This is a genomic window from Candidatus Nitrosopumilus sp., from assembly GCF_029882185.1.
Classification (GTDB): domain Archaea; phylum Thermoproteota; class Nitrososphaeria; order Nitrososphaerales; family Nitrosopumilaceae; genus Nitrosopumilus.
Map to the genome: position 1 here is coordinate 1 of NZ_JAOULD010000010.1, position 22,000 is coordinate 22,000.

The 22,000-nt window shown below is 33.8% G+C and carries 23 protein-coding genes and 1 tRNA gene; 6 read left to right on the plus strand and 18 right to left on the minus strand.

Annotation, left to right across the window (positions count from 1 at the left end):
• Positions 1-407 precede the first annotated feature (407 nt).
• The 3 genes from OEW78_RS04395 to OEW78_RS04405 all read right to left on the minus strand — a co-directional run bounded on the left by OEW78_RS04395 (position 408) and on the right by OEW78_RS04405 (position 2,742).
• Positions 408-1,049 carry a hypothetical protein gene (locus OEW78_RS04395; protein ID WP_300324645.1) on the minus strand — a complete coding sequence of 214 codons (642 nt, stop codon included), beginning with the start codon at positions 1,047-1,049 and terminating at the stop codon, positions 408-410.
• Between the two features lie 9 nt (positions 1,050-1,058).
• The gene (locus OEW78_RS04400) at positions 1,059-1,748 is read right to left on the minus strand and encodes a DNA-processing protein DprA (protein WP_300324648.1); all 690 of its coding nucleotides are present in this window, start codon (positions 1,746-1,748) and stop codon (positions 1,059-1,061) included.
• 463 nt (positions 1,749-2,211) lie between these two features.
• Entirely contained in the window at positions 2,212-2,742 is a 531-nt protein-coding gene (locus OEW78_RS04405) for a hypothetical protein (RefSeq protein ID WP_300324651.1), read from the minus strand.
• 128 nt (positions 2,743-2,870) lie between these two features.
• On the opposite strand from OEW78_RS04405, the gene OEW78_RS04410 reads away from it, so the two are divergent.
• Together OEW78_RS04410 and OEW78_RS04415 are read left to right on the plus strand one after the other, a co-directional pair.
• Entirely contained in the window at positions 2,871-3,983 is a 1,113-nt protein-coding gene (locus OEW78_RS04410; protein ID WP_300324654.1) for a hypothetical protein, read from the plus strand.
• Complete coding sequence (locus OEW78_RS04415; RefSeq protein WP_300324657.1) at positions 3,973-4,248, plus strand: hypothetical protein; 276 nt, start codon at positions 3,973-3,975, stop codon at positions 4,246-4,248. Before OEW78_RS04410 ends, OEW78_RS04415 begins: the two co-directional genes overlap by 11 nt.
• A gap of 1,158 nt (positions 4,249-5,406) precedes the next feature.
• Here OEW78_RS04415 and OEW78_RS04420 read toward each other — a convergent pair.
• The 5 genes from OEW78_RS04420 to OEW78_RS04440 form a co-directional block, all read right to left on the minus strand.
• Positions 5,407-6,327 carry an immunoglobulin-like domain-containing protein gene (locus tag OEW78_RS04420; RefSeq protein WP_300324659.1) on the minus strand — a complete coding sequence of 307 codons (921 nt, stop codon included), beginning with the start codon at positions 6,325-6,327 and terminating at the stop codon, positions 5,407-5,409.
• A 288-nt stretch (positions 6,328-6,615) separates the two neighbouring features.
• Positions 6,616-6,792 carry a hypothetical protein gene (locus tag OEW78_RS04425; RefSeq protein ID WP_300324662.1) on the minus strand — a complete coding sequence of 59 codons (177 nt, stop codon included), beginning with the start codon at positions 6,790-6,792 and terminating at the stop codon, positions 6,616-6,618.
• 270 nt (positions 6,793-7,062) lie between these two features.
• The gene (locus tag OEW78_RS04430; RefSeq protein ID WP_300324666.1) at positions 7,063-7,542 is read right to left on the minus strand and encodes a hypothetical protein; all 480 of its coding nucleotides are present in this window, start codon (positions 7,540-7,542) and stop codon (positions 7,063-7,065) included.
• Positions 7,543-7,569: 27 nt separating this feature from the next.
• Positions 7,570-9,279, minus strand: a complete 1,710-nt coding sequence (locus OEW78_RS04435; RefSeq protein ID WP_300324669.1) for an AIPR family protein — start codon at positions 9,277-9,279, stop codon at positions 7,570-7,572.
• A 271-nt stretch (positions 9,280-9,550) separates the two neighbouring features.
• Entirely contained in the window at positions 9,551-9,937 is a 387-nt protein-coding gene (locus OEW78_RS04440) for a hypothetical protein (protein WP_300324672.1), read from the minus strand.
• Between the two features lie 89 nt (positions 9,938-10,026).
• On the opposite strand from OEW78_RS04440, the gene OEW78_RS04445 reads away from it, so the two are divergent.
• A complete protein-coding gene (locus OEW78_RS04445; protein WP_300324676.1) occupies positions 10,027-10,224 on the plus strand; it encodes a YlcI/YnfO family protein in 198 nt (65 codons plus the stop codon).
• 62 nt (positions 10,225-10,286) lie between these two features.
• Here OEW78_RS04445 and OEW78_RS04450 read toward each other — a convergent pair whose 3' ends face one another.
• Both OEW78_RS04450 and OEW78_RS04455 read right to left on the minus strand, forming a co-directional pair.
• Positions 10,287-11,699: an integrase gene (locus OEW78_RS04450; protein ID WP_300324679.1), complete on the minus strand. Its 1,413-nt coding sequence runs from the start codon at positions 11,697-11,699 to the stop codon at positions 10,287-10,289.
• Between the two features lie 51 nt (positions 11,700-11,750).
• A tRNA-Val gene (locus OEW78_RS04455) sits at positions 11,751-11,846 on the minus strand.
• A gap of 93 nt (positions 11,847-11,939) precedes the next feature.
• Between OEW78_RS04455 and OEW78_RS04460 the strand changes: the two genes are divergently transcribed.
• Entirely contained in the window at positions 11,940-12,188 is a 249-nt protein-coding gene (locus OEW78_RS04460) for a hypothetical protein (RefSeq protein ID WP_300324682.1), read from the plus strand.
• A gap of 2 nt (positions 12,189-12,190) precedes the next feature.
• Here the strand turns inward: OEW78_RS04460 and OEW78_RS04465 are convergent, their stop codons facing one another.
• The 6 genes from OEW78_RS04465 to ileS form a co-directional block, all read right to left on the minus strand.
• Entirely contained in the window at positions 12,191-12,358 is a 168-nt protein-coding gene (locus OEW78_RS04465; RefSeq protein ID WP_300324685.1) for a 50S ribosomal protein L40e, read from the minus strand.
• A gap of 31 nt (positions 12,359-12,389) precedes the next feature.
• Complete coding sequence (locus tag OEW78_RS04470) at positions 12,390-13,307, minus strand: CoA-binding protein (protein WP_300324688.1); 918 nt, start codon at positions 13,305-13,307, stop codon at positions 12,390-12,392.
• Complete coding sequence (locus tag OEW78_RS04475; protein ID WP_300324690.1) at positions 13,304-14,410, minus strand: ATP-grasp domain-containing protein; 1,107 nt, start codon at positions 14,408-14,410, stop codon at positions 13,304-13,306. The genes OEW78_RS04470 and OEW78_RS04475 overlap by 4 nt, the downstream gene beginning before the upstream one ends.
• Before the next feature lie 40 nt (positions 14,411-14,450).
• Positions 14,451-14,780, minus strand: a complete 330-nt coding sequence (locus OEW78_RS04480; RefSeq protein ID WP_300324691.1) for a hypothetical protein — start codon at positions 14,778-14,780, stop codon at positions 14,451-14,453.
• 114 nt (positions 14,781-14,894) lie between these two features.
• Positions 14,895-15,479 carry a DNA protection during starvation protein gene (gene dps / locus OEW78_RS04485; RefSeq protein WP_300324694.1) on the minus strand — a complete coding sequence of 195 codons (585 nt, stop codon included), beginning with the start codon at positions 15,477-15,479 and terminating at the stop codon, positions 14,895-14,897.
• Positions 15,480-15,669: 190 nt separating this feature from the next.
• The gene (gene ileS, locus OEW78_RS04490) at positions 15,670-18,867 is read right to left on the minus strand and encodes an isoleucine--tRNA ligase (RefSeq protein WP_300324697.1); all 3,198 of its coding nucleotides are present in this window, start codon (positions 18,865-18,867) and stop codon (positions 15,670-15,672) included.
• A gap of 86 nt (positions 18,868-18,953) precedes the next feature.
• Here ileS and purD point away from each other — a divergent pair, with 86 nt between their 5' ends.
• Complete coding sequence (gene purD / locus OEW78_RS04495; RefSeq protein ID WP_300324700.1) at positions 18,954-20,216, plus strand: phosphoribosylamine--glycine ligase; 1,263 nt, start codon at positions 18,954-18,956, stop codon at positions 20,214-20,216.
• Here the strand turns inward: purD and OEW78_RS04500 are convergent.
• Positions 20,207-20,770: a 5-formyltetrahydrofolate cyclo-ligase gene (locus OEW78_RS04500; RefSeq protein WP_300324703.1), complete on the minus strand. Its 564-nt coding sequence runs from the start codon at positions 20,768-20,770 to the stop codon at positions 20,207-20,209. The genes purD and OEW78_RS04500 overlap by 10 nt on opposite strands.
• A complete protein-coding gene (locus tag OEW78_RS04505; RefSeq protein WP_300324705.1) occupies positions 20,760-21,623 on the minus strand; it encodes a bifunctional 5,10-methylenetetrahydrofolate dehydrogenase/5,10-methenyltetrahydrofolate cyclohydrolase in 864 nt (287 codons plus the stop codon). The genes OEW78_RS04500 and OEW78_RS04505 overlap by 11 nt, the downstream gene beginning before the upstream one ends.
• A gap of 91 nt (positions 21,624-21,714) precedes the next feature.
• On the opposite strand from OEW78_RS04505, the gene OEW78_RS04510 reads away from it, so the two are divergent.
• Positions 21,715-21,999, plus strand: coding sequence for an antibiotic biosynthesis monooxygenase (locus tag OEW78_RS04510; protein WP_366523033.1), 285 nt, complete (start codon positions 21,715-21,717; stop codon positions 21,997-21,999).
• Position 22,000 lies beyond the last annotated feature (1 nt).

Sequence of the window (22,000 nt, forward strand, 5' to 3'; positions counted from 1 at the left end):
CCATCAAATCATTATCGTTAATCTTGATCTTCAATGTTGCAAGTCATGCGTGGTGGACCGTAATAAAGAACATTATTGTAGTGGACCGGATGGGAATTGGCACTGTGATGTCTCTTTTTTCTGTTCCATTATGACTAGAATTTGGTTTGATTTTAGTTTATTGAGATGATGGTTGATTATCTGGACAATTTAGATATTGGAACTTAGCAGATTCGAACCTGATATGATTTGCTGAATCTATTTTCATCCCTAAAACAATAGCTGAATCCTCGTGAAAGTTAAATCGAATCTTTTTCTAACTACAAAAAAGGTTCAGACCTTTTTGGGTTCAACCTATAACAGAATACAAAACTATTACTAAACACATTCATGTCTTATAGAATTCAAATTAAAAAATCTGTTTTATATTATGGCCGTCTAGAGGCGTCTATCCCTATTAATGAGACAGTTCCAATACATGGATCAATAAAATTTGAAAATTCATTTGAATTACTAATTGTTCGCATTACTGCAAAAACACGAATATTTGCATCAGGAAATGCTTCTGCAAGTCTATTTGCTGCACCTAAAACTGTAGCCCCTCTTGTAATAACATCATCAACCAAAATAATCTCTTTTGGTTTGAATAATAATTCTCTGATCCTCATTGAATCATAGTGTTGAGATGCTTTTGGTCTGTTAGGTGCTGATACTTTTGATGATCTAGGTAAAGGTGTCTCTCTGAATAAACATTCTTCATTTTTCCCTAAACCATTTTTTGCTAATGCTGATGTTATACGTTGAGGTACCCAAAGATCATCTTTTTGTGGTAGTGAACTTTTTGGGGTAGGGATTAAAATGGTATTTTCATTGAAATAATCTGAAAATGGATAATCATTTAGATTACTTTTAATCATCTGTGCAATTCTTTCAGACATTAAAATTCCTGATTTTAAAACTACGTCATTTTTGAGATTTCTCATAACTGTTCTAGATTCACTATGATTTGGCTCACTTCCTCTAGGAGTATAAGTTAACAATGAACCAAATTTGATTTCAGATATTTTCATTTTAATTATCTATTGAAACAATTCAGGCATTTTGATACCTGTTGGCAAATTTTCTAAAATATCAGTTGATTCATCAAGTTTCATTGCACCATATTGTATCATCTTCTCTGGCCATTCTAATTTGTCATTCTCTACAACATCTTTACAAATAAACAAAGGTCTTCCTATTCTGAGTGTTTCCCAACCTTGATGTAATGAACCACTTGATTCTCCTGCTTCAACAATAACAGTTGCATCAGAAATTAACGCCATAGTTCTATTTCTCAATACAAAATCTTTAGGAGTAGTTGGGTGACCAACTGGATATTGTGAAATAACTAGATGATTTTTCATTATTTCTTCTTGTAATTCAAAATTCTCTTTTGGATATACTTTATTTAATGGAGTTCCAATTACTGCAATAGTTTTACCACCATATTCAATAGCGGTTTTATGTCCTACTGTATCGATACCTTTTGCAAGTCCACTTACAATCACTACCCCATTTTCTATTAAGATCTTTGAGATTTCTTTAGCTTCTGAAAGTCCTTTTGCTGATGCATCTCTGGAACCAATAATTGAAACTCTCGGACATGGAACAGGAATTTCCATTGAACCCTCGTAGAAAATAATTTTTGGTTTAAATTTTGACTCAATGTCGTTTAATGGACGTCCAAGAAGGTTTTCTAGTTGAATAGATGGATATTCTGCTTCAACCATTTGTCACGAATCACCTATGATTATATTTTAACACTTTCATTTAGAACCTACTATTAGAAATGTAGCCATCTGAGTTAAAATTATTCTCCATTTTTAACAAAGTTTCATTATTCAAATGAGCGAAACCTTCCTGATCTTTGTGAATTTGAACCTAAGAAGAGTGTGCTTTATGACTAACTTCTATTAAGAATAAAAAATGAAAACTATATTCTGTGCCTATCTGCGTCCATTTCTGAACCCAAAAAGGTATCTGAGTCTCCGTGGAGTGGAACCAAATTAGAACTTCACAGACACAAATCCGGTCGGGTTCCGAATTTTATTCTAAGTGAAGGAACTAAACCAAAAACATGATTCTCTATTATGGAATCAAACAAGGTTCATCATTAGTAAAAATGTAAGAGGATCTTATGGCCCTATTGGATTTTAATTGAGTAATTGAACTGATAATGTATTTTTATTGTTTTTACTCTATTGGTGGTGTAATATCAAATTGAAAATATGTATCAGATTTTGTCAATATTTTTGGATCAGTGCAACCTGCTGACATTAACAGGTTTATGGTTACTTGCATGATGATCTTAGACCAATTAATTCCAAGATCGTGTTTACACGTCATTCTTATTATTTTATTTTTTTCTTTAGATTCTAATTTCAAACCTCTAATTTCAAACCAATTTTCTATTGATCTCAACACTCTTTTGAATGAAAAATCATCTGAATCACATCTCAGATAATATTCACCATATTCCTGAATTGTAGCAATAACTTTTTCTCTTCCTTTGTCATTGTTGATTTCTTGATATAATGCTTTAACAACCTCTTTAGGTGTTATGTGTGATCTTTCATCTTCTAATCTTGAATAGATCTTCTGATATTTTGTAATTATCTTTCTAACATATTCCGTAGTGGAAATCCCTTCTATTCTTGATCGGTTTTCAAGAAATTCTTTTGTTTCATCTGGAATTCCTATATACAGTGTATTTTGTTTTTTCATAATATCTGTGAAATCTGTGGAATTATATAGTTTATCAGAAATATTATAATTTCACAAAATATCTAATATCTCATATAATTTCATACAATAAACCAGCTTTTTTTATATTTCGACAACATAGATATGCTATGAATTCTAGTTCGATTTTCAATTCAGTCACTCAAAATATGAAGAAAATCAAGATGGGAAATTTTAATCACGTCGGATCTGTTTTCTTGTTGGTTGTCAGTATTTGCGGTATAACTTTTTTCGAATCGTCTTTCGGATCTGAAAATAATAATGTTAATGAAAAAACCTCTGAATTATATCATTTCACTATTGATGGTGAACCCCAAATAATTCAAAACAAGATGGATTTTTCTCCTGGTGTTATTTCTACAATATTTATAATACCAATATCATATCAATCGAATCAAGTAAATGCAACTGTGTATGTTTATCCTACTATTACTTCTCTAGATGATGAATCTCAAAAGTTTCCATTAGAAACACAAGTTTTGAAATTTACAGAAGAAGAACCATCAGCCTATCTACGAATTGCACCATCGTTATCGCCAGGTAATTATGAAATTGAAATAGATATTCGTTCCTATAATAAGAATTATCTGCATGTTTCATTTCTCAAACAATCTTTCCCCTTTTCCATAACTGTAAATGATGATCTCTTTACTGATGATTATGGTAATCTAAAATATGCACTACCTTCCAACCATGCATCTTTTACATTGATGTCTGAAGATGATTCTATATGTGATCATTATCATGTATCTAACAAAGGTAAAATTAAATTTGAAAGACAAGCTGGCGAGTGGAAAGAAACTTTTGATAGTCAATACGATCTCGGGTTTGAAAATGTTGTAATTGATTGTCTTAAAAACAACAAATTGATTTTGACAATTTTACCTTTTATGCCACAAAATAATTTCAATCCATCATTCTTTTTTCTAGCTTATGCAAATTTATCCCAAAACCCTGAACCTAATTTAGGTTTTCATATATTTGTAAATCAAAGTGATCATCAATGCAGATCAACTATGATCTGTATTCCAATTGATGATGATGGTGATGTGTTCTGGAATTTATGGGGTTGGATTAGTTATCTCATAGCTCCTATTGCAGGAGTTATAAGCATCTATGTGTTATTCAATAATAAATTCAAACTAAAAGATTATGGGCATAGTATAGAAGACAAAGATAGAATGAAATCTAAGGTAAAAGGAGGACTTAAAGTTGACTCATAACTCTGAATCAGGATATGTTTGGTTAAAAGAAAGATTTGGTAACAATGATCTTTTACTGGGATTTGAGAACAATGAAATAATATGTTTTCATCCCAATTGCACTACTATGTTGTTTACCAGTTCTTCAAATTGCTCTCATGTTAAATATGCATACACTGAAAAAAGCATCCAAAAACTATTTTTTAAAAAATTCAAAATTAAAATTCCAGATGATTTGAATGAAACGGCCAAAAAAGAGTATGAGAAATGGAATAACACTTCATAATCGTATTTTACTTATCTATTGACGTACTTTCTAATCTCACTGTGCCCAATTTTATGCAAAACTGAGTGGAATCAAACTATTGGACAATTCCCCTCAAGGGAATTACAAAATAATTGAATTGTGTATGGGTCCGATTAGTTCTAAGGTTCGAATCCGGTCGAAGTCAAACCTCTACAGATTCATTACACTGTTGTCCTCATCTAGAGTTCCAAAAATTGTAAATTTGTCATGATCTGAATCCGGTTCAAATTTGATTGGGAGTATAACGTGCATGGGGATATAGTTAAGGTATTAAATTTTGCACCCACGTGGAAGTAGAAATTTTATAAAAGAGAATTTACTTGTGTGTAAGAAATTACTTGAGAAATAAGATTAACAGATTTTTAGAAGTGTAGTCAGTTATTTCATTTTTAGTCAAGATAACTGCCAAAACCAAGAGACAATACTGTTAATACAATCACTGCCACTATTGCCATGAATTTTGTACGATCTCGACAGTATCAGGAATTGAGGTGAGTGCAGTTGCAACCAAACTAAATGAAATTACTAGTGTAATAAATGTAAAAGCAGTTTTCGTCCGTCAAATGAGTTGATTCTGAAATAAATACAGATAGATTTAGGAACAGAAGGTATAGTTTTGAGAAGTTTTTAAAAAAAGGGAATAAAATAAAAAATGGATCTAATTTCTAAATGGAATCGAATACCAACTTTGGATATTTTCATCATATTTTCTTAGATGCATCGGTTGTTTTTGATACTCTAAATTGGTCCAAGTCATTTTCAGCAACATCTTGTAGATAGAATCCAGATGTTACACCATAGGTCCTCATACAAAAACATCGGTCAATGCAGAGGTGTCGTGATTATTGATAGATCATTTTGTAAATAGTACTTTTACCCTTGATAAGAGTTACAGACTATTTAGGCATGGAATGTGTTGAACTTGAATCTCATTTAGGAAGTAAAGGAACTATTCTATTCATAAGGTTCCATGGTTGCATTCTTTTTTCACAAATTCCTTAGCCACTTCTTTAAGCTCAATATTAGAATGAACATATTATTTGTAACGTTGGAGGTTATCTTGAAGTTGTTGCGTGAAAAACATGAACAAAACATGTTGATTAATTTTTAGAAAAAAGGAAGAAAAATTATTGATTATTAACAATAATTGGATTGAATTCCTATTGCTGCATCAAGTATTGGTTGTCCAACTTCAGAAGTTAGATCACCACTGGTGATAAGACCATCCACCTGATTGATGAATGCATTTAGTTGATTACATGCTGCATTTGTATTGTTACTATCTAACTTGTTCATAATTTGATCAAGTTTTGATAATAATCCATTTGCATTATTTCCAATCTCGCCATTTGTAATTGCATCATTAATCTCTTGCTCTATATTATCCAATGCTTGCTGTTGCGTAAGAACTGTCACGGTTCGGTATACAGTGTCGGCCTCATTTAATGATGAATCCATCACATTGTAACTTACTTGGTATGTTCCTGCGTGTGCAATCTTAACTGCACTAGAGTCAATTACAAGAGCACCAGACAAATCCTCACCAGAATCATCAGTAACTGTTGCTTCAAATTCCTCATAGATTTGATTGACTATCAATTCTTGTGGATTTGGACCATTTAGAGTGATTACTGGAGGTGTTATGTCACCGTCACATGAAGCTGCTTCAGTACCTGATGGAGATCCGAAATAGATTGTTACATCACTATTCACTACAAATGTTTGTTTGTTTTCTGCAAAAGTAACTCCTTGTGGTGATACGGATATTTGTAAACCGTATGAACCATCAACAATTCCAGGAACCGCAATAGCACCATCCACATTCGTAGTTTGAATTTCAATTACAGTGTCACCTGAATCAAGTACGAGTATTGTCACCCCTTGAATTCCGCTTTCATTACAATCAAAGATTCCATTAAGATTTGCGTCATCAAATGCTACCGCATTAATAACATGCTGGTTTGATCCATGATCTGCAAATGAAACTGCAGGTGCTGCAAAAACAGCTAACAATGCAAACATCGTAATAGATGTTGCAAGTTTTTTTGTTAAAGTCATTAAGATGCGAAATGGATGTCATAAATATATGGATTGCCAAAACATCCAAATTCCTATAAATATTCATAAAATAGTGAATCGTGTATTCAATTGAGAAAAGTAGGTAAACATAGATCTTTACACAAGATGGAGTGCATTTAGATTTTTTTCTTAGAGGTTTTCATGTGATAGATTAATTCATTTGTAATTTGACAATTTTCATCCATCATGTTGGGGATAAAAATCAGACCCACGTGTAATTAATTCAAATTAGATTATTCTCAAAATGATGTATTTAGTTTTATTTTTTTATTTTTGAGCATTGATGTCTTTTTGTAATTTTTCAAGTTTTATTTCGAGTTCTTTAATTTTTTGTGATAGATCTGATTTCTTATTTGATGATGCTGTACGTATTTCATATACTCTTCCGGTTAAACTAATGTCTCCGCGTTTAGTTCTAGGCTTGCTCTCTTTATCACTTGTCACTGAAAATTGATAGATATGAACCCTTGAAAGTTTTGTGGTGGGGGTATGATGCTAGTTCACTCACTAATCATCGGAGGAGCCAGATCCTCCAACGACGGATTCATATGCATACCCAGTCACATCTGCATCACTACGTTTTTTTCGTTTTTTCTCAGTCGTCATTATTCTCACTTTCATTTTCACTACTAGGTGAACTCATGTAACTCTCTGCAACTAATTCTTTATCTCCTCTTCGTTTACGCTTTTTATCATCTGCCAACTTCATCACTACTAAATTGCAATTATTCCAAATACCAACAAGAACGATATAAAGCTGATACCTAATCCTAAAAGTGTAAAAACATTGCCAGCATACAACAACTTTGCTTTTCTATTGTTAGCTTCTTCAATATCGGCAATTAGATCAAAATATGCATAAAGTGCTTGCTCTCTTTTATCATCCAATTTATCATATTTATCAAAGAATTTTTCTGGCATGAATACAGGTAAGGTTTTTCCAAATTTTGTTAATACGCCAATGCCTATGCTCACAGATATCAATAAAATGCCTATTCCCCATCCAAAAAGTTCAGTGTATTCATTTTGTATAATCTGTTCGTAATCCATTGAACCAATTACAAAACTAAGTATGGCAATAATAACTCCTGAAAATCCAATTTGAGTGCCAGCCTTGCCATCAAGATGTTGATATCTTGAGAATTCTTGATCATATCTCTTTATTGTTAAATCATAAGCAATATCATCCGTCAATCTTTACCGAACTCCTAAACAACTTGTTTAGAATAAGTCTTTAATTTCCTTAAACTTGTCCTTCTTTCTTTTCATAATATTCTTTAGAATTGTTTTAGACTCTGAATTCCATACATGATTAGCAAAGAAATTATGTAATGTCATAATGTCTCGCCCTTCTACATCCTGCCTGATGTGTAAGGTTTGATCAAAGAATTGATCTAAGATTTCATCAATCAATGCCAATAGCTTTTCATTGACATCAAAATTTTCAAAATATGGATCTAATGATTTTGGTTCTTTCTTTAAATCTACTTTTTTACCAATAATATGATCGGTTAATGCTTGGAAGTAAGCAGTTACAAAAAGTAATCTTGCATATTTTTTCTCAGGCATGTTTGCTTTTTGGCTTCCATAATTGAATTTTTTCTCACAATAAGACTTGGTCAAATATGGATAAAGCAATAATCTATAGTCATCCTCAATTTCACCTTCTGAGAAGATTCTGGTATATTCAGATCCACCTGGCATGTATTTACTAATACTCCCATAAGGTTTTGCTGGATTTTGTTCTATTGCAGCAGCCATTGCTTGAATAGCATCATTTGCAGGTATTATCCTATCTTCATTTTCACTAAGATATTTGTTGAAAGTTTCATCTCCACGAAATATTTCTTTTTCTTGTTTAGATTTTGCCATCCAAGCACCCGCTTGTTGTTCATAGTAATAACCAAGTTTTGTAGATAATTGACTGCCAATAACATTATGGAATTTCTCCAAAGATATCAAATCTCTGCCTTTGACGGCATTTTGTGAATTTCTAAATTTAGTAATATTATTTCGTGTTGTTCTTGTATCTTCTTTAATAATTGTAATTTGAATAGCTCCTTTGATTAGCGGATCTCCTTTTACAACATCAGCAATAGTAGTAGATGTTTGAGCGCCATTTACAATCTGAGGTGCAACTAACTTTATTTTAGCATCTCCTAAAAGATCAAAATCTTTGACAACTATTGTCACACCATTATTATAATAGAACACTTCTTCAGGTTCTTCAAGCAATGATTTTCTTAATTGTTTATTGACTTTGGTTTTTACGGGTAAGAATTTTCTAATATTTGACTCAAAAATGTACTTCCCACTTCTATTTACCAATTGACCCAGTTCAGATAACGAAATTACTCCAATGATAGTTTTATCAAATTCCATCAAATTCTCTAAAGTCACTAATTCCGATTTGTCATCAAATGGTTCTGTAATTTCATTCCATAGTTTCTTAACAATTTCATCAATTCCAAAAACATGAAAATTCTCAGTATCGCGATATGTAACTTTTTGATCAGTGACATAGATTGCTTCCCAGTCCCAGCCTTTTCTTTTGATATCGATCAGGGCATCTCTAATTCGTCCCTCAGGTAATTCATTAGGACTGGTTTCAAGAAGGGTGTTTATTTTTGATTTGAATGTTTCAATAGAATCCATACTATGAGATGTTCCAAATTTAGATTGAAATATTCTGAAGAAATTCATTTCGGAACCTCGAATTTCTAAAATTGCGTCAATTCCCATGTCATTTGGACCATCTAAGGTTCCATTTTCAGCATCATCTTCAGTTGCATGGAATGCTTTTGTCAAAATCCATTCTAAAAATAATCTTCCCTTTTCAACAGAATTCTGTCCTTTCAAAACTTCATTTTCTATGCCATGTTTTACACTTTCAATAAAATTATCTGAAGGCTCAATAAATTCTGCTGGCATCTTGTAGTTGTGATGGTATTCCTAATTTAAGAATGATCATTGCTTTGAAAGTTAATTCACGTTTTCAACAATTCTTCAATTTCCCATTAAATAACCATCTAGGAATAGTTTTACATTCTCTTCAAAAAGAATCAATTTAGAAGAGTTTAATCAATCAGATAATCCTCCTTAAGAGAATCAGCGATAAGAGAGTTAAACCAAATAGAAAACTTCACTCGAGATAACCATTTGAAATTATTTCATTAAAAATACATTTAACATTTGAATGAATTTATTTAATTTTCAAAAGAATTTTCTCATAAATTTTAGGAATTTTTCCTTCAGATAGATTCTTTTTGATATACCATAACGCGGATTTGTTAATCCCTAACTCTTTTCTTTGATTAGGAGTCATATTCAAAATTTTCTCTCTTAATTCCAAATCATCATTTCTATTCAATTTCATTTTAGGAATAATAAAATTAAATTCTTTTTTCTTGTCTACAATAAAATTAGATAATTGTTGCAGGTTATCTTGTAGTATAATCTGATATGGATAATTTTTTCCATTCTTGTAATTGTATTTGGCATTAAAGTTGTAATTAATCTTCTCAATTAACAATTTAGCAACGTCCTCTTCCAATCTAGTATGATAGTTTTCTGTAAAGTTGGATTTCATACCCTCTTTGATTTTAGGTTCAAATCTATAGAGTTCCGTAACTCTGACAGTCTTTAAAACTGAAAACTTTTGTAAACTGCTGTAAACAAATGTCTAAAACTGTTTCAGCACGTATTCCGACAAAAATGCATGGGGAATTACGAGAGCGATGTAATTTGATTGGGGAATCAATCAATGATTTTATCGTTGCATGTATTGAGGTTGGTCTTTACAGCACTACTGATTTTGATTTTGGAGAGGAATTAGAAAAAGAAATGAGAGAGAAAAATAAACTTTCTAAAATCTAAAACTAAATAATGCCTAACTTCCCAGAATGGGGGATTTTCTAGTCCCTTCAATGATCTAGGTTCTACTCCTCATCTGCAATCGAAATTTTTGTTTTAGATATGCTCTCCAAAAACTCCTCTAGTTCACCATGATTTTCTGTAACAAAGTGTTCAACAAACTCATCCAAATTCATTGCATGTGAACCTATTTTTGCCATTTGAAGTGCGTCTGCTCTGTCGGGATTTTCTTCTGCCCATTGGATTAGCCTCTTCTTCATGGCCTCATTCATTTTGCTTTTGGCATCTATTCTTTTTACCTGCAATTTCAGATTGTCAATCTCCCTTTGCTGTTTCTCTAACTTCTCAATCTTTTCTGTTTTCTTCTTGTTTTCTAATCTAAGACGTTTTTCATTTGATATGGTGAGATTTGGAATTGCATTGAGATATTCCTCTGCAAGCTCCAACGTATGTGTCTTGAAGTAGTTTCTATCCAGTTTGATAAGGCCCGTATGGCCCATCATGAACTCTTTTTTGATAAGTGAACCTAACGGTGAATCCTTTGATAGCGATTCCTTGCATGTCTTGTTCCAGAATCTCCTAAAGCCATTCATTATTGGAACCTCGTACCTTTTTCCCTTGATTTTGTCTCTTAGCCCTGCTTTTTTGATCATTCTCTCGACTCTTTTCTTTACTCCAATTGGGGTTGTTCTCCTCAGGATTGTTCCTTCTTTTTTGAAGATTGGATCCTGTTCTTTTGGCTCCCTTCCTATTTCTCTTGTCCAATCTGACTTGTAATCCATTAAAGCTTCATATGCCTCAGGAGTGATGAATGCAGGATAATTGAAACTGGTTCCTTGATAAATTTTCAGCATCGCACAAACAATGACTGCATCATCCTCTTCTGATTCTGTAATCTCAAACTTTAGCTGATCATCTACCTGGTAAACTGGAGTCAAATCCTGCCAGTTCAAATCAAATCCACCTGCCCTGATTCCAGAACTTGCACTGACTAGAATGATTGCCCTGTCAATGGAACCGTTGGCAAATTTTAACATCTTTTGAATCTCATCTCTAGTCCATCCTCTGGAATCTGAAACATTGTCCTGTTCTGGAAATGTTGCATAGACTCTATTCCACGAAATCACTACCCCGTTCATGTCAAAGAGTTTCTTTATTGGCTTGAAGTAATTGTCAATTGAGCTTGGATTGAGATAATCTGAATCTTCTTTTGAAAGTATTGTCCTTTCTTTGAGTTTCATGGATAAGTTCAACAAAAGATCTCTGGTCCAATCCGGATCTTCCTTTGCGTGTTTGACAAACTGCTTGACCCGTTCCTCAAAATCCCCTTCTAGAATGTCCTCAAAAATCTTGCATAATACATGCCGTAATGTTCTGGTGTATTTCTCACGGGTCTCTTTTGCCTTGATTCCTTGGTGGAATAACTCTAGTGGACTCTCCTCTCCTATCCTTTGGAACTCTTCTTTTGTTATCTTCATCTTTTCACTCTAACTTTGGGTTTGGAACCTAAAAAAGGACTACTAGAGTAGTGGACCGGATGGGATTTGAACCCACGACCTTTGCGGGAAATTAATTTCCTTACGCAGTGTGAGTGCGTCATCCAAACCAAACTAGACGACCGGTCCAACTCCGTTAATCTAAAGGAGTTTTTTTGTCTTTGCTATCTGGATATGTTACAATTACCTTGGGCTTTATTACTGGTTGAAAAAATAACTATCATGTCATTACAAGAATTTGATACAATAATTGATAGGATGAAACTGGCTTTTGAATATGCAGATAATTTAGGACAATATGTAGATGCTGCCAGAGTTTTGTATCAAATGAATGATCAACTACCTGATGATCTGCAACTGATTTTTGAGGAATTAGATGATCCTGAATCTGCAAAATCCTTTGTAAAGGAACATTATATAGAATTAAAGTCTGCAATTGTAAATTACAGGCAAAGATTGATGAACTTCTAATCCTATTTCTTAACGCCTAGATTTCTATTCTTTAGTCGTAAGTATGGATTTCTGCATTTTCTGCATCGTGATGCATCGATATCGTTTCTACACCCACATTTGAAACAAATTTTCATTACAAGACGTGCTTGTTGAGCAATTCTTTTCTTTTCTGGGTCTGTAACTGGCATTAAATTTTCTCCTTAATCTCTCTCTTTTATTCTAATCGGATTTTTCCATCTTTCCTGCTAATAATACTGGCACTTCTGCAGGTCTTTTGGCTACTGGAATGTTTGCCTTGTTAAACATAGATACTTTGGATTCTGCCGAACCATACGTTCCCATCACGATTGCGCCTGCATGACCCATTCTCTTTTCTTTAGGTGCTGCTCTTCCTGCAATGTATGCTACCGTTGGTTTGTTAAATCCACTATCAATAATCCTTTGAGCCAAAATTTCTTCAGAATCTCCTCCTATTTCTCCTACTACTACAAGTCCTTCTAAATCTGGAATGTCTTTTACCATCTCAAACGCATCAATTAGCCTTGTGCCATTTACTGGGTCTCCTCCGATTCCAATTGTAATTGATTGACCAAATCCAGAATTTGTTAATGCATCAGAAATTTCATAGAGCAATGTTCCACTTTTTGATAATACTGCAATATTTCCTGCTTTGAAAGGCATCGGTGGCATGATTCCAATTTTAATTAATTCTGGAATCATTATTCCTGGTGTATTTGGTCCAATAACTACTGCCCCTTTTTGTTTTGCTAGCTCTAATGTCTCCATCGTATCTCTAATTGGAACATGTTCTGGAATTGCAACAAGTAATTTGATTCCTGCATTTAATGCGTCTTTGGCAGCTCCAAGAAAAAATTTTGCTGGAACAAAGATTATTGAAATTTTTGCATTTGTTGCATTCACTGCCTCTTGCATTGTATTATAGATTGGAACTTTATCTTCAAATTTCTGACCTCCTTTACCAGGGGTAACTCCTGCAACAACATTGGTTCCATATGCCATCATTTGTTTTGCATGCAATGAACCATATGCTCCAGTAATTCCTTGAACAATTACGCCTTTTTTTTCATAATCTGGTTCTCCTGGTTTTCCTTTTAGTAGTCCAAAAATATCTGTCATTTCTTTACTCCCATCACTGCTGCGTTAATTGCTTCTTCAACAGAATCAAATATTTTTGTTCTGGAACCCTGAAGCATTTCTTTTGCTTTTTCTGATTCTGTTCCTTTTAGTCTTGAAAATACTGGTAAATCAATTAGGTTATTTTCATATGCTTTGAGAAATGCTTCTGCAACTACAGTTGTCTTGACAATTCCTCCGTATAGATTTACTAGAATTCCTTTCACCCTGTTTAATTTGCTGATTAAAGTTAATGCTTCATACACTGACTCAGTTGTTGCGCCTCCTCCTACATCTAAGAAACATGCTGGTTTTCCACCATTGTCAGATAACATGTCTAGTGTTGACATTACAAGACCTGCACCGTTTCCAACAACTGCAATGTCTCCGTCTAATTCTACAAGGGAAAATCCACTCTTCTCTGCCTGTTCTTCAATAGCTGTTTTCTCTTGATATTTTTGCAATTCAGGATGTCTAAAGTTACTGTTATCATCTGTTACAAATTTACCATCAAGTGCCATGATTGTATCATCTTGCATGATGGCTAATGGATTTATTTCTACAAGTTCTGCTTCTTTTTCAATTGTAAGTTTTGATAATTTTTTTAGTGTATCGACAAATTGTTCTACGGTGTTTCCTTCTAATTTCATTTCTTTTGCAACTTCTCTTGCAAGCTCATCAGACACATCTCCTAATCCTACTTCTTTGATAATTTGATTTTTTACTGATTCAATCTCAACTCCTCCTTCTGCTGATGCAATAATGGTATAGCATCTTTTTGAACGATTCAAAAACAATGATAAGTACAATTCTTTTTTAATATCTGCCATCTTTTCTAGTAAAATTGCTCTTGCTTTTTCGCCCTTGATGGTCAAATCCATTACTTGAGGATATTTCAACTCAAATTCGTCATCATTTTGACATTTTTGAATCCCTCCTGCTTTTCCTCTGCCTCCAACTGGAACCTGGATTTTAATCACAAATGGATATCCTAATTCTTTTGCATGTTTTCGACCTTCTTCAATGTTGGTTGATGATATGCTGTCAAGGAGATTAATTCCATATTCTCGAAATAATTCTTTGGCCTGAAATTCTAGTAATTGCATGCAAAAATCATGAAATTTATGGTCTTTATTAACTATGATGCTATTCCAATTGCCCATCTAGAAAATCAATCATTTCTAAAAAGCGATCTTTGCTCTTTCTCAATAATTCTTGCGGGTATTCCTCAATTGTAAATACAAACTGTTGGTGAAAACTTGGGACCAGTATTCCTCCCGATGTGACCATCTGCTCAATAACATATCCTTTGGTAAGAGTGCAAACAATTTCTTCATAGGATTCTTCCTCCTCTTCAAGAGTTTGCCTATACAGGATTATTGGTCTGTTTGTCTTTGCTACTATGTTTGAACCCTTTTCTAACAGATCTGATAAATGCTGAATTTGCCATGCATCTAGACTGATCTGCTTTACCATGATAACAATACGTGACTTTTCTATTTAACCGTAATAAAACAACGCATCTTCACAATACGTCGTCAATAAAATCACATTAATTTAGAATTTAAAATAAAGAAAATGATTTGGCGCTTATGCCATGTCTAATGCTCTAGAGTGTTTTCTTGTATGCGGTCTTTCTCCTGCATACTTTCTTCTCATGTGTCCTGATGGTCTTCCGTAGATTAACTCTAAGAACCAAGACTCATGTTCGATCTCTTCAGCGAGAATATCTTTTGCAATATCATATGTTGCAGGATCTTTACCTAAAGTCATCCTACAAATTTTATCCCAATTGACTATTGCTCCTTGTTCTGCTTTGAGACATTTTTCTAGAATTGCTTTGTGATCTGTTGGATTTGCTGGGAGTTGTAAGAATTCACAACCGGAAATTTTGATAAATTCTGTTGCATCATTTGGAAGAGATCCACCTAATTGGTAGATTCTTTCAATACATGATTCAAAGTGGCTAAGATCTTCTAGTCTTGCATCTTCGATAATTCCTTTTAGTCCTTCACCCTCCATGCCTGTACAATGCGCTCTGAGATTGGTAAAGTAATAATATGCTGTAAATTCAACTGCTGCATTTTTGATTAACTCTTTTACCAATTCATCGACATCAAGGCCGTTTTGTTTTAGAACATTTATCCCAACAACATTTGGTTTTGATTCGGACATTTGATTATGAATTTTATTGATATAATAAAAATATTTCATACTTTTAGAATTTGATTTTCAGAGGAGATGTGGGAAATATCGGTTAGGGGAGGAGAACCTTATGTTTTACTCCTCTGGGCTTTGAACTTGTCTTGGAATGGTGATAAATAAAAAATATGTTTGCAGTGCACTCGTTCTGAATTTGAAATAACTATTCTACTGAAATTCTAATTTTTTGTCCATCTATATCGTCTTCTTTATATTCTTTACAAGAATCAGTAAAGTTGACTTGTTTGACTCTGACTAAAAATGCTAGTTCTTTAGCTTTCTCCTTTATCATTCCAAGTGATTCTTCATCTAATTCCAAAATTGATGCTACATCTAAAACATCTGTTGGTGTGTATCCTCTTTCTTTTCTTAATGTTTGTAGTCTTCTGGCAATGTCTTTTACCAGTCCTCTTGCCATCATCTCTTTGTTTCTAAATGTTGAAATTAATACAATGTAGTTGTCTCTTTTTGCAACTGCAAAATTTTCACTTGCATCAAAGTCAATAATAAAGTCCTTCTCATCTAACGAAATTGTTTCGCCGTCAATTTCAAAATTATATTTGGATTCTTTTTGCAATGATGAAATAATTTCATCAGGATTTGTTTCTTTAAATGTTGAAACTAGTTTTCCCATGTGTTGCTTTGCTTTTGGTCCTGTTCTTTTTCTTTCCAATTCTACAATTCCTTTTATTGGTAATCCCAATTGTTTTAATTCTAAAATTTGTTCTAATCCTGATTCTTTTTCAATTTCAGTAATCGTGAATTTTTCAACATTGAGTTGTGATTGTAATAGTTCTGATAATGCTTCTAGTTTTATTTTTTGACCTTTTTTCACACAAATTTGAGCCTCATTAAGTGGCCACCTTCTCTTTAGTTTTCCTTTCATTCTAGCTGCAGATGATATAGAAACAATATCCTTCATTATGTCAAATGATTCTTCTATTTTTTCATTGACTAGTGATTCTTGATATGAAGGCCATTTGTCAAGTAGGATACTTTGTTTTCCTGGAAATACTGCTTGGTATAGATGCTCACTTGTAAATGGACAAAATGGATGAATCAAAATATCTAGTGTCTTGAGCACTTCGCTGAGAACTGCATATATTGACAATCTTCTGTTTTTCTTTTCTTCATCCTCGTCCCATAATTCTCCTCTTGTAATTGGAATGTATATCTGGCTAAGATTGTTAATTATGAAATCGTCAACTGCTTTTGCTCCTTCATGGAATTTACATGTCTGATTTTTTTCAGTTAATATCAGAATCAGTTTTTGAAGTTTCGATAATAACCAAATGTCAGGTGATGTTAACAACTCGTTTTGTTTTGCCCATTCAATTGTGTTTGTTTGGTCAAAATTATCATATTGGCTATTTTGTTGAAAATATAGATGAAGATTGAATAATGTGTTGATTATTTGATATGGTCTTGACATCAATTCATCTATGCTGAAACTTAATGGTTCAATTGGGCTTGCTTTCCACATGAAATAGAATCTAATAAGATCTACTGGGTATTTTTGAAGTAATTCTGCTCCTTCTAGAACATTGCCTTTGCTTTTACTCATTTTTCCGCCTTTTTCATCTAGAACATGACCTTGAAACAAGAATGCTTTGTATGGTGGTGTTGGAGCATTGTTTAGAATTACATTTTCAATAAGTAGAGTATATGCCCACCCTCTAGTTTGATCAATTCCTTCTGTGAAAAATGGTGCTGGAATTTCTCTTTTGTATTCTTCATCAGTTAATGACGAATATGGTGCAGAACCACTATTGTGCCATGTATCTAGCACATATTCTTCTCTTTTTGTATTGACACTGCTGCATTTTTTACATTTTATTGTAATGTTATCAATCCATGGTCTATGCAATTCAAAATTAGGCCCATCAGGTAATTTGTCTGCTGATTCTACAATGTCTTTTCTTGTAAAAAACCAGTTCTTTTCACCGCAGTCTTCGCAATTCCAAACTGGTAGAGGACATCCCCAAATTCTTTCTCTGGAAATACACCATGGATGCCTTTCTTTGATAATTCCAAGAAATCTGTTTTTTGGCTGCTCAAAAAAATATTCTACGCTTTCTGCAGCGTCAATTGCCTTGTTTTCCAATCTGTCTAATTTGTAAAACCACCCTTTTCTTGCCAGCCAGACAATTGGGTGATGTGATCTCCAACAAAGTGGATACTTGTGTTTGATTTTACCAATTTTTACTAATGCGTTATGTTCCTTGAGATCTTCTACAATCAGTTTGTCTGCATCTCTTACAAACATTCCTTGATATTTTCCTGCCTTGTCTGTGAATTTTACCTCATCATCAATGGGGCTGAAAATTTTGACTTTTCTCTTATTTGCAATCTTGATATCTTCTTCTCCGTTTGCAGGTGACAAATGCACTAGCCCGCTACCAGTACTTGCGTCAACAAATGTTTCAGATACTGCAATATGATAGTTATCTGATTTTGAAATTTCATTTAATTCTGGAATTAAATCTAATAACGGATGAGTGTATTTTTTCCCTTCAAACTCTGAACCCTTTGCCAATTTCTCAATTTCATATTTCTCAACTTTTACTTCTGTCATGAATTCTTCTAATCTTGTTTTTCCAACCACCCATGTTTCATCTTCTACTTTGACATATGCATAATCCTCTTCAGGCTGTAACCCAACCATCGCATCTGTAACTAGAGTAAAAGGCATTGTAGTCCATACTATCAAAAATGCATCCTCGTTGACCAATTTGACCTTGTAGTATAGAGATGGATCTTTTACTTCTTCATATCCTTGATTAACTTCTGCATGACTAAGTGATGTCTGACAGCTTGGGCAATATGCAATTACTGTAAAATCCTCTTCTAGAATCTTGTTTTCATGTGCTTTTCTGAGAACTTGCCATTCTCTTTCAATAAACTCGTCTCTAAAAGTCCAATATGCTTTTTCATGATTAAATGACATTCCCAATAACTCATCAACCTCTACCCATGTCTTGTTGAATTTCTTTACAATTTTTTTACATTCTGACACTATTCTTTCAACCCCAAATTCTCTGATGGCTTCTGTCTTGCCTCCTGACACTCCAAGCTCTTTTTCAACTTGTAATTCTACAGGAAGTCCTTGCGTATCCCATCCTCCGTTAAATTCAATTTTTTTCCCTTGGAGTGTGTTGAATCTATACCACAAATCTTTGATGACTCTTCCTCTAAGATGCCCTGCATGTGGAATTCCATTCATTGTTGGAGGTCCTTCTATGAACCGAATTTTTTCAGGCTTGTCTGATGCGAAAATTTGTTTTTCCAAATCTATTGATTTGATGTACTCCCTTACCTGAGATTCTATTGCTTTTGCATCAAATTTGGTGGATAACTCCATCTGGATTTTGGTATGTTTGTGGCATTATAAAGCTAAATTGATTTTTTGAGACTTGGATTATATAATTGAGAGGAAGATAATTCCTGTTGGTAAATGTCTTAGTGATAGGTTCTGGTGGAAGGGAACATGCATTGTCTTGGAAATTATCTCAAAGCAATAAAGTTGACACTGTTTTTACTGCTCCTGGAAACGGGGGCACCCAAAACAATGTTTCTATCAATGTAGATGATTTGGACGGTCTGGCAGATTTTGCTCAAAAAAATAATTGTTTTACTGTGGTCGGTCCTGAGGATCCCCTTGCCGCAGGAATTGTAGATGAATTTAACAAACTTAACCTTCCAATTTTTGGACCTACTCAGAAAGCAGCCCAGCTTGAATCCAGTAAGATTTGGGCAAAAAATTTCATGAAACGAAATGAAATTCCTACTGCTCGTTTTGAAATTTTTGATGATCCTAAAAAAGCTCAAGAATATGTAAAATCACTTGATTACAATGTGGTTGTAAAGGCAGATGGCCTGGCAGCTGGAAAGGGAGTCATTGTATGTGGTAATATTGATGAGGCCATATCCGCAATTCAGACAATCCTTGTAAAGAAGACTTTTGGTGATGCTGGAAATCGAATAATTATTGAAGAAAGAATTGATGGAATTGAGGCATCCTACATTGCATTATCTGATGGCGATGTTGCTATTCCTATGGCTTCCAGTCAGGACCACAAGAGAATTTTTGATAATGATGAGGGTCCAAATACTGGTGGAATGGGTGCATATTCACCAACTCCTATAATTGATGATAATTTAGCAAAAATCATACAAGAACAAATAATTGAAAAAACAATTCTTGCAATGAAAAATGAAGGGATTTTGTTTAAAGGATTTTTGTATGCTGGTATTATGATAAGAGAAGGCAAACCATATGTTTTAGAATACAATGTTCGAATGGGTGATCCTGAATGCCAACCAATCACAATGAGGATGGATTTTGATTTGTATGATTATCTTGTTGCAAGTGTTGATGGCACTCTGTCTTCTTTGCCTGAATCTTCGTGGAAACCACAATTTGCAGTATGTGTTGTTTTGGCCTCCAAGGGTTATCCTGAATCTTATTCAAAAAATGATGAAATTTCTGGATTTGATTCTATTCCAAAGAATTCTGTTGTTTTTCACGCTGGCACAAAAAAATCTGATGGAAAAATTCTTTCAAATGGTGGACGTGTATTGGGTGTTACTGCGTTAGGTGATACTCTAAATTCTGCAATTGCAAATGCATATTCTGCAGCTGAGAAAATCAATTGGTCTCAAAAATACAATAGGTGTGATATTGGAAAAAAGGGATTGTCTTATCTCTGAGTTTGTAGCATTCTATCTTCAGTTACGATCCAATCGATTAATACATCGTGATCTGACTTTGGAATATTTTTGATGATCTGTTTTTCTAATGTAAGTGAAATTGTTGTAATCTTATTTTTGGCCAAAAATCTATCGTAAAATCCATGACCATATCCTAATCTTACTCCTACTGGAGATACTCCTACAGTTGGGACTAATATCACATCTAGGTTGTTATCTACTGGGCAGTCATCTTTAGGCTCCATAATGTCAAAACTGCCGTGTTCTAGGCTTGAAAAATCCGTGATTTTTCTAAATTCTATAGAGTCTCCTATAACTTTTGGCAAAAAAACCTCTTTTCCTTGGCTGAGTAATTCTTGGATGATGTCTTGTGTGAATATCTCGCTTCCTATTGGATAATATGCACCAATTTTTTGAGCATTTTTGAAGGCAGATATTTTTTTTAATTTTTTTTGTATGTTGGCACTTGCAATCTTCATTAAATCAAATGATGTGTTATCTCTTTTTTCTAAAAGAAGATTTCGGAGTGATTCTTTTTCAGGATTATCTACCAATTTTACTACTCAGTGATGCTGCAGTGATTGTATTTTTTAAAAGCATTGCAACTGTCATAGGTCCAACTCCTCCGGGAACTGGCGTTGCAAAAGATGCTTTTTTAATTATCTCGTCATAATCTGAATCTCCTACTAGTTTATCTTGGAATCTTGAAATTGCAACATCAATTATAATTGCCCCCTCTTTGATCATTTCAGGAGTTAGTGTGAATTTGTTTCTATCCCCCACTGCAGTAATTATGACGTCTGCTGATTGACATAATTCAGTTAAATTTTTGGTTTTGGAATGGCATGTGAGTACTGTGGCATTTTTTTCTAACAACAAGTGATATAGAGGCTTTCCTACTAGGTTGCTTCTGTTAATCAATACAACGTTTTTCCCTTCTAAATCAATACTGTGATAATCAAACATTTCCATGACTCCTGATGGGGTGCATGCCACTAATGCTGCTTTTTTCATTGCAAGCAATCCTACATTATGTGGAGTTAAACCATCCACATCTTTCAATGGCGATATTCTTGAGGTGGTAGTAAATTCATCTAGTTGTTTTGGTAGTGGAAGCTGCACTAGAATTCCGTGAACTGTGTTATCTGAATTCAATTCATCGATAATTCTTGTTAATTCTGATTGTGTGATATTGGCATCAAGTTTATGATCTTTGGTTACTATTCCGACTTCTTCGCATGCTTTGTGTTTGTTTCTTACATATGTGGCAGAAGCAGGGTTATCTCCAACTAATACTGTGGCTAAACACGGGGAAATCCCTTGATTTTTCAATTCGGTTACAGCTTTTTTGACTCTCTCTTTAACTGATTGGGCAATATTTTTGCCATCAATCCTGACTCCTACCATGTCATGATTTTGATTTGTAGATATTTAATCCTTGGAATCTACGTTGAAATTCATGGAAAAGAAATTAAATGGTTGTTTTCCTAGTCATGTCATGTTTGTTATGATAGCCGATATCCAGCTAAAAGACGGTGCTGAAGAAGATTTCAAAAACTGGTTTGCTGAATCAAACAAGGTGTTGTCTAGCTTTCCTGGGTTTATCTCAAGAAGATTTTTGAAATCTTCTGATGGTAGCTATAGAATTCTTGTGGAACATGAGAGCAAGGAGACATTTATCAAAATGCACCAGAGTCCTGAACATGAAAAAATTCATCCAACTGGACATTCGTTTATGAGTGCAGATCCTCAAAGGAAAACATATACTGTAGCTGCTGAATAAA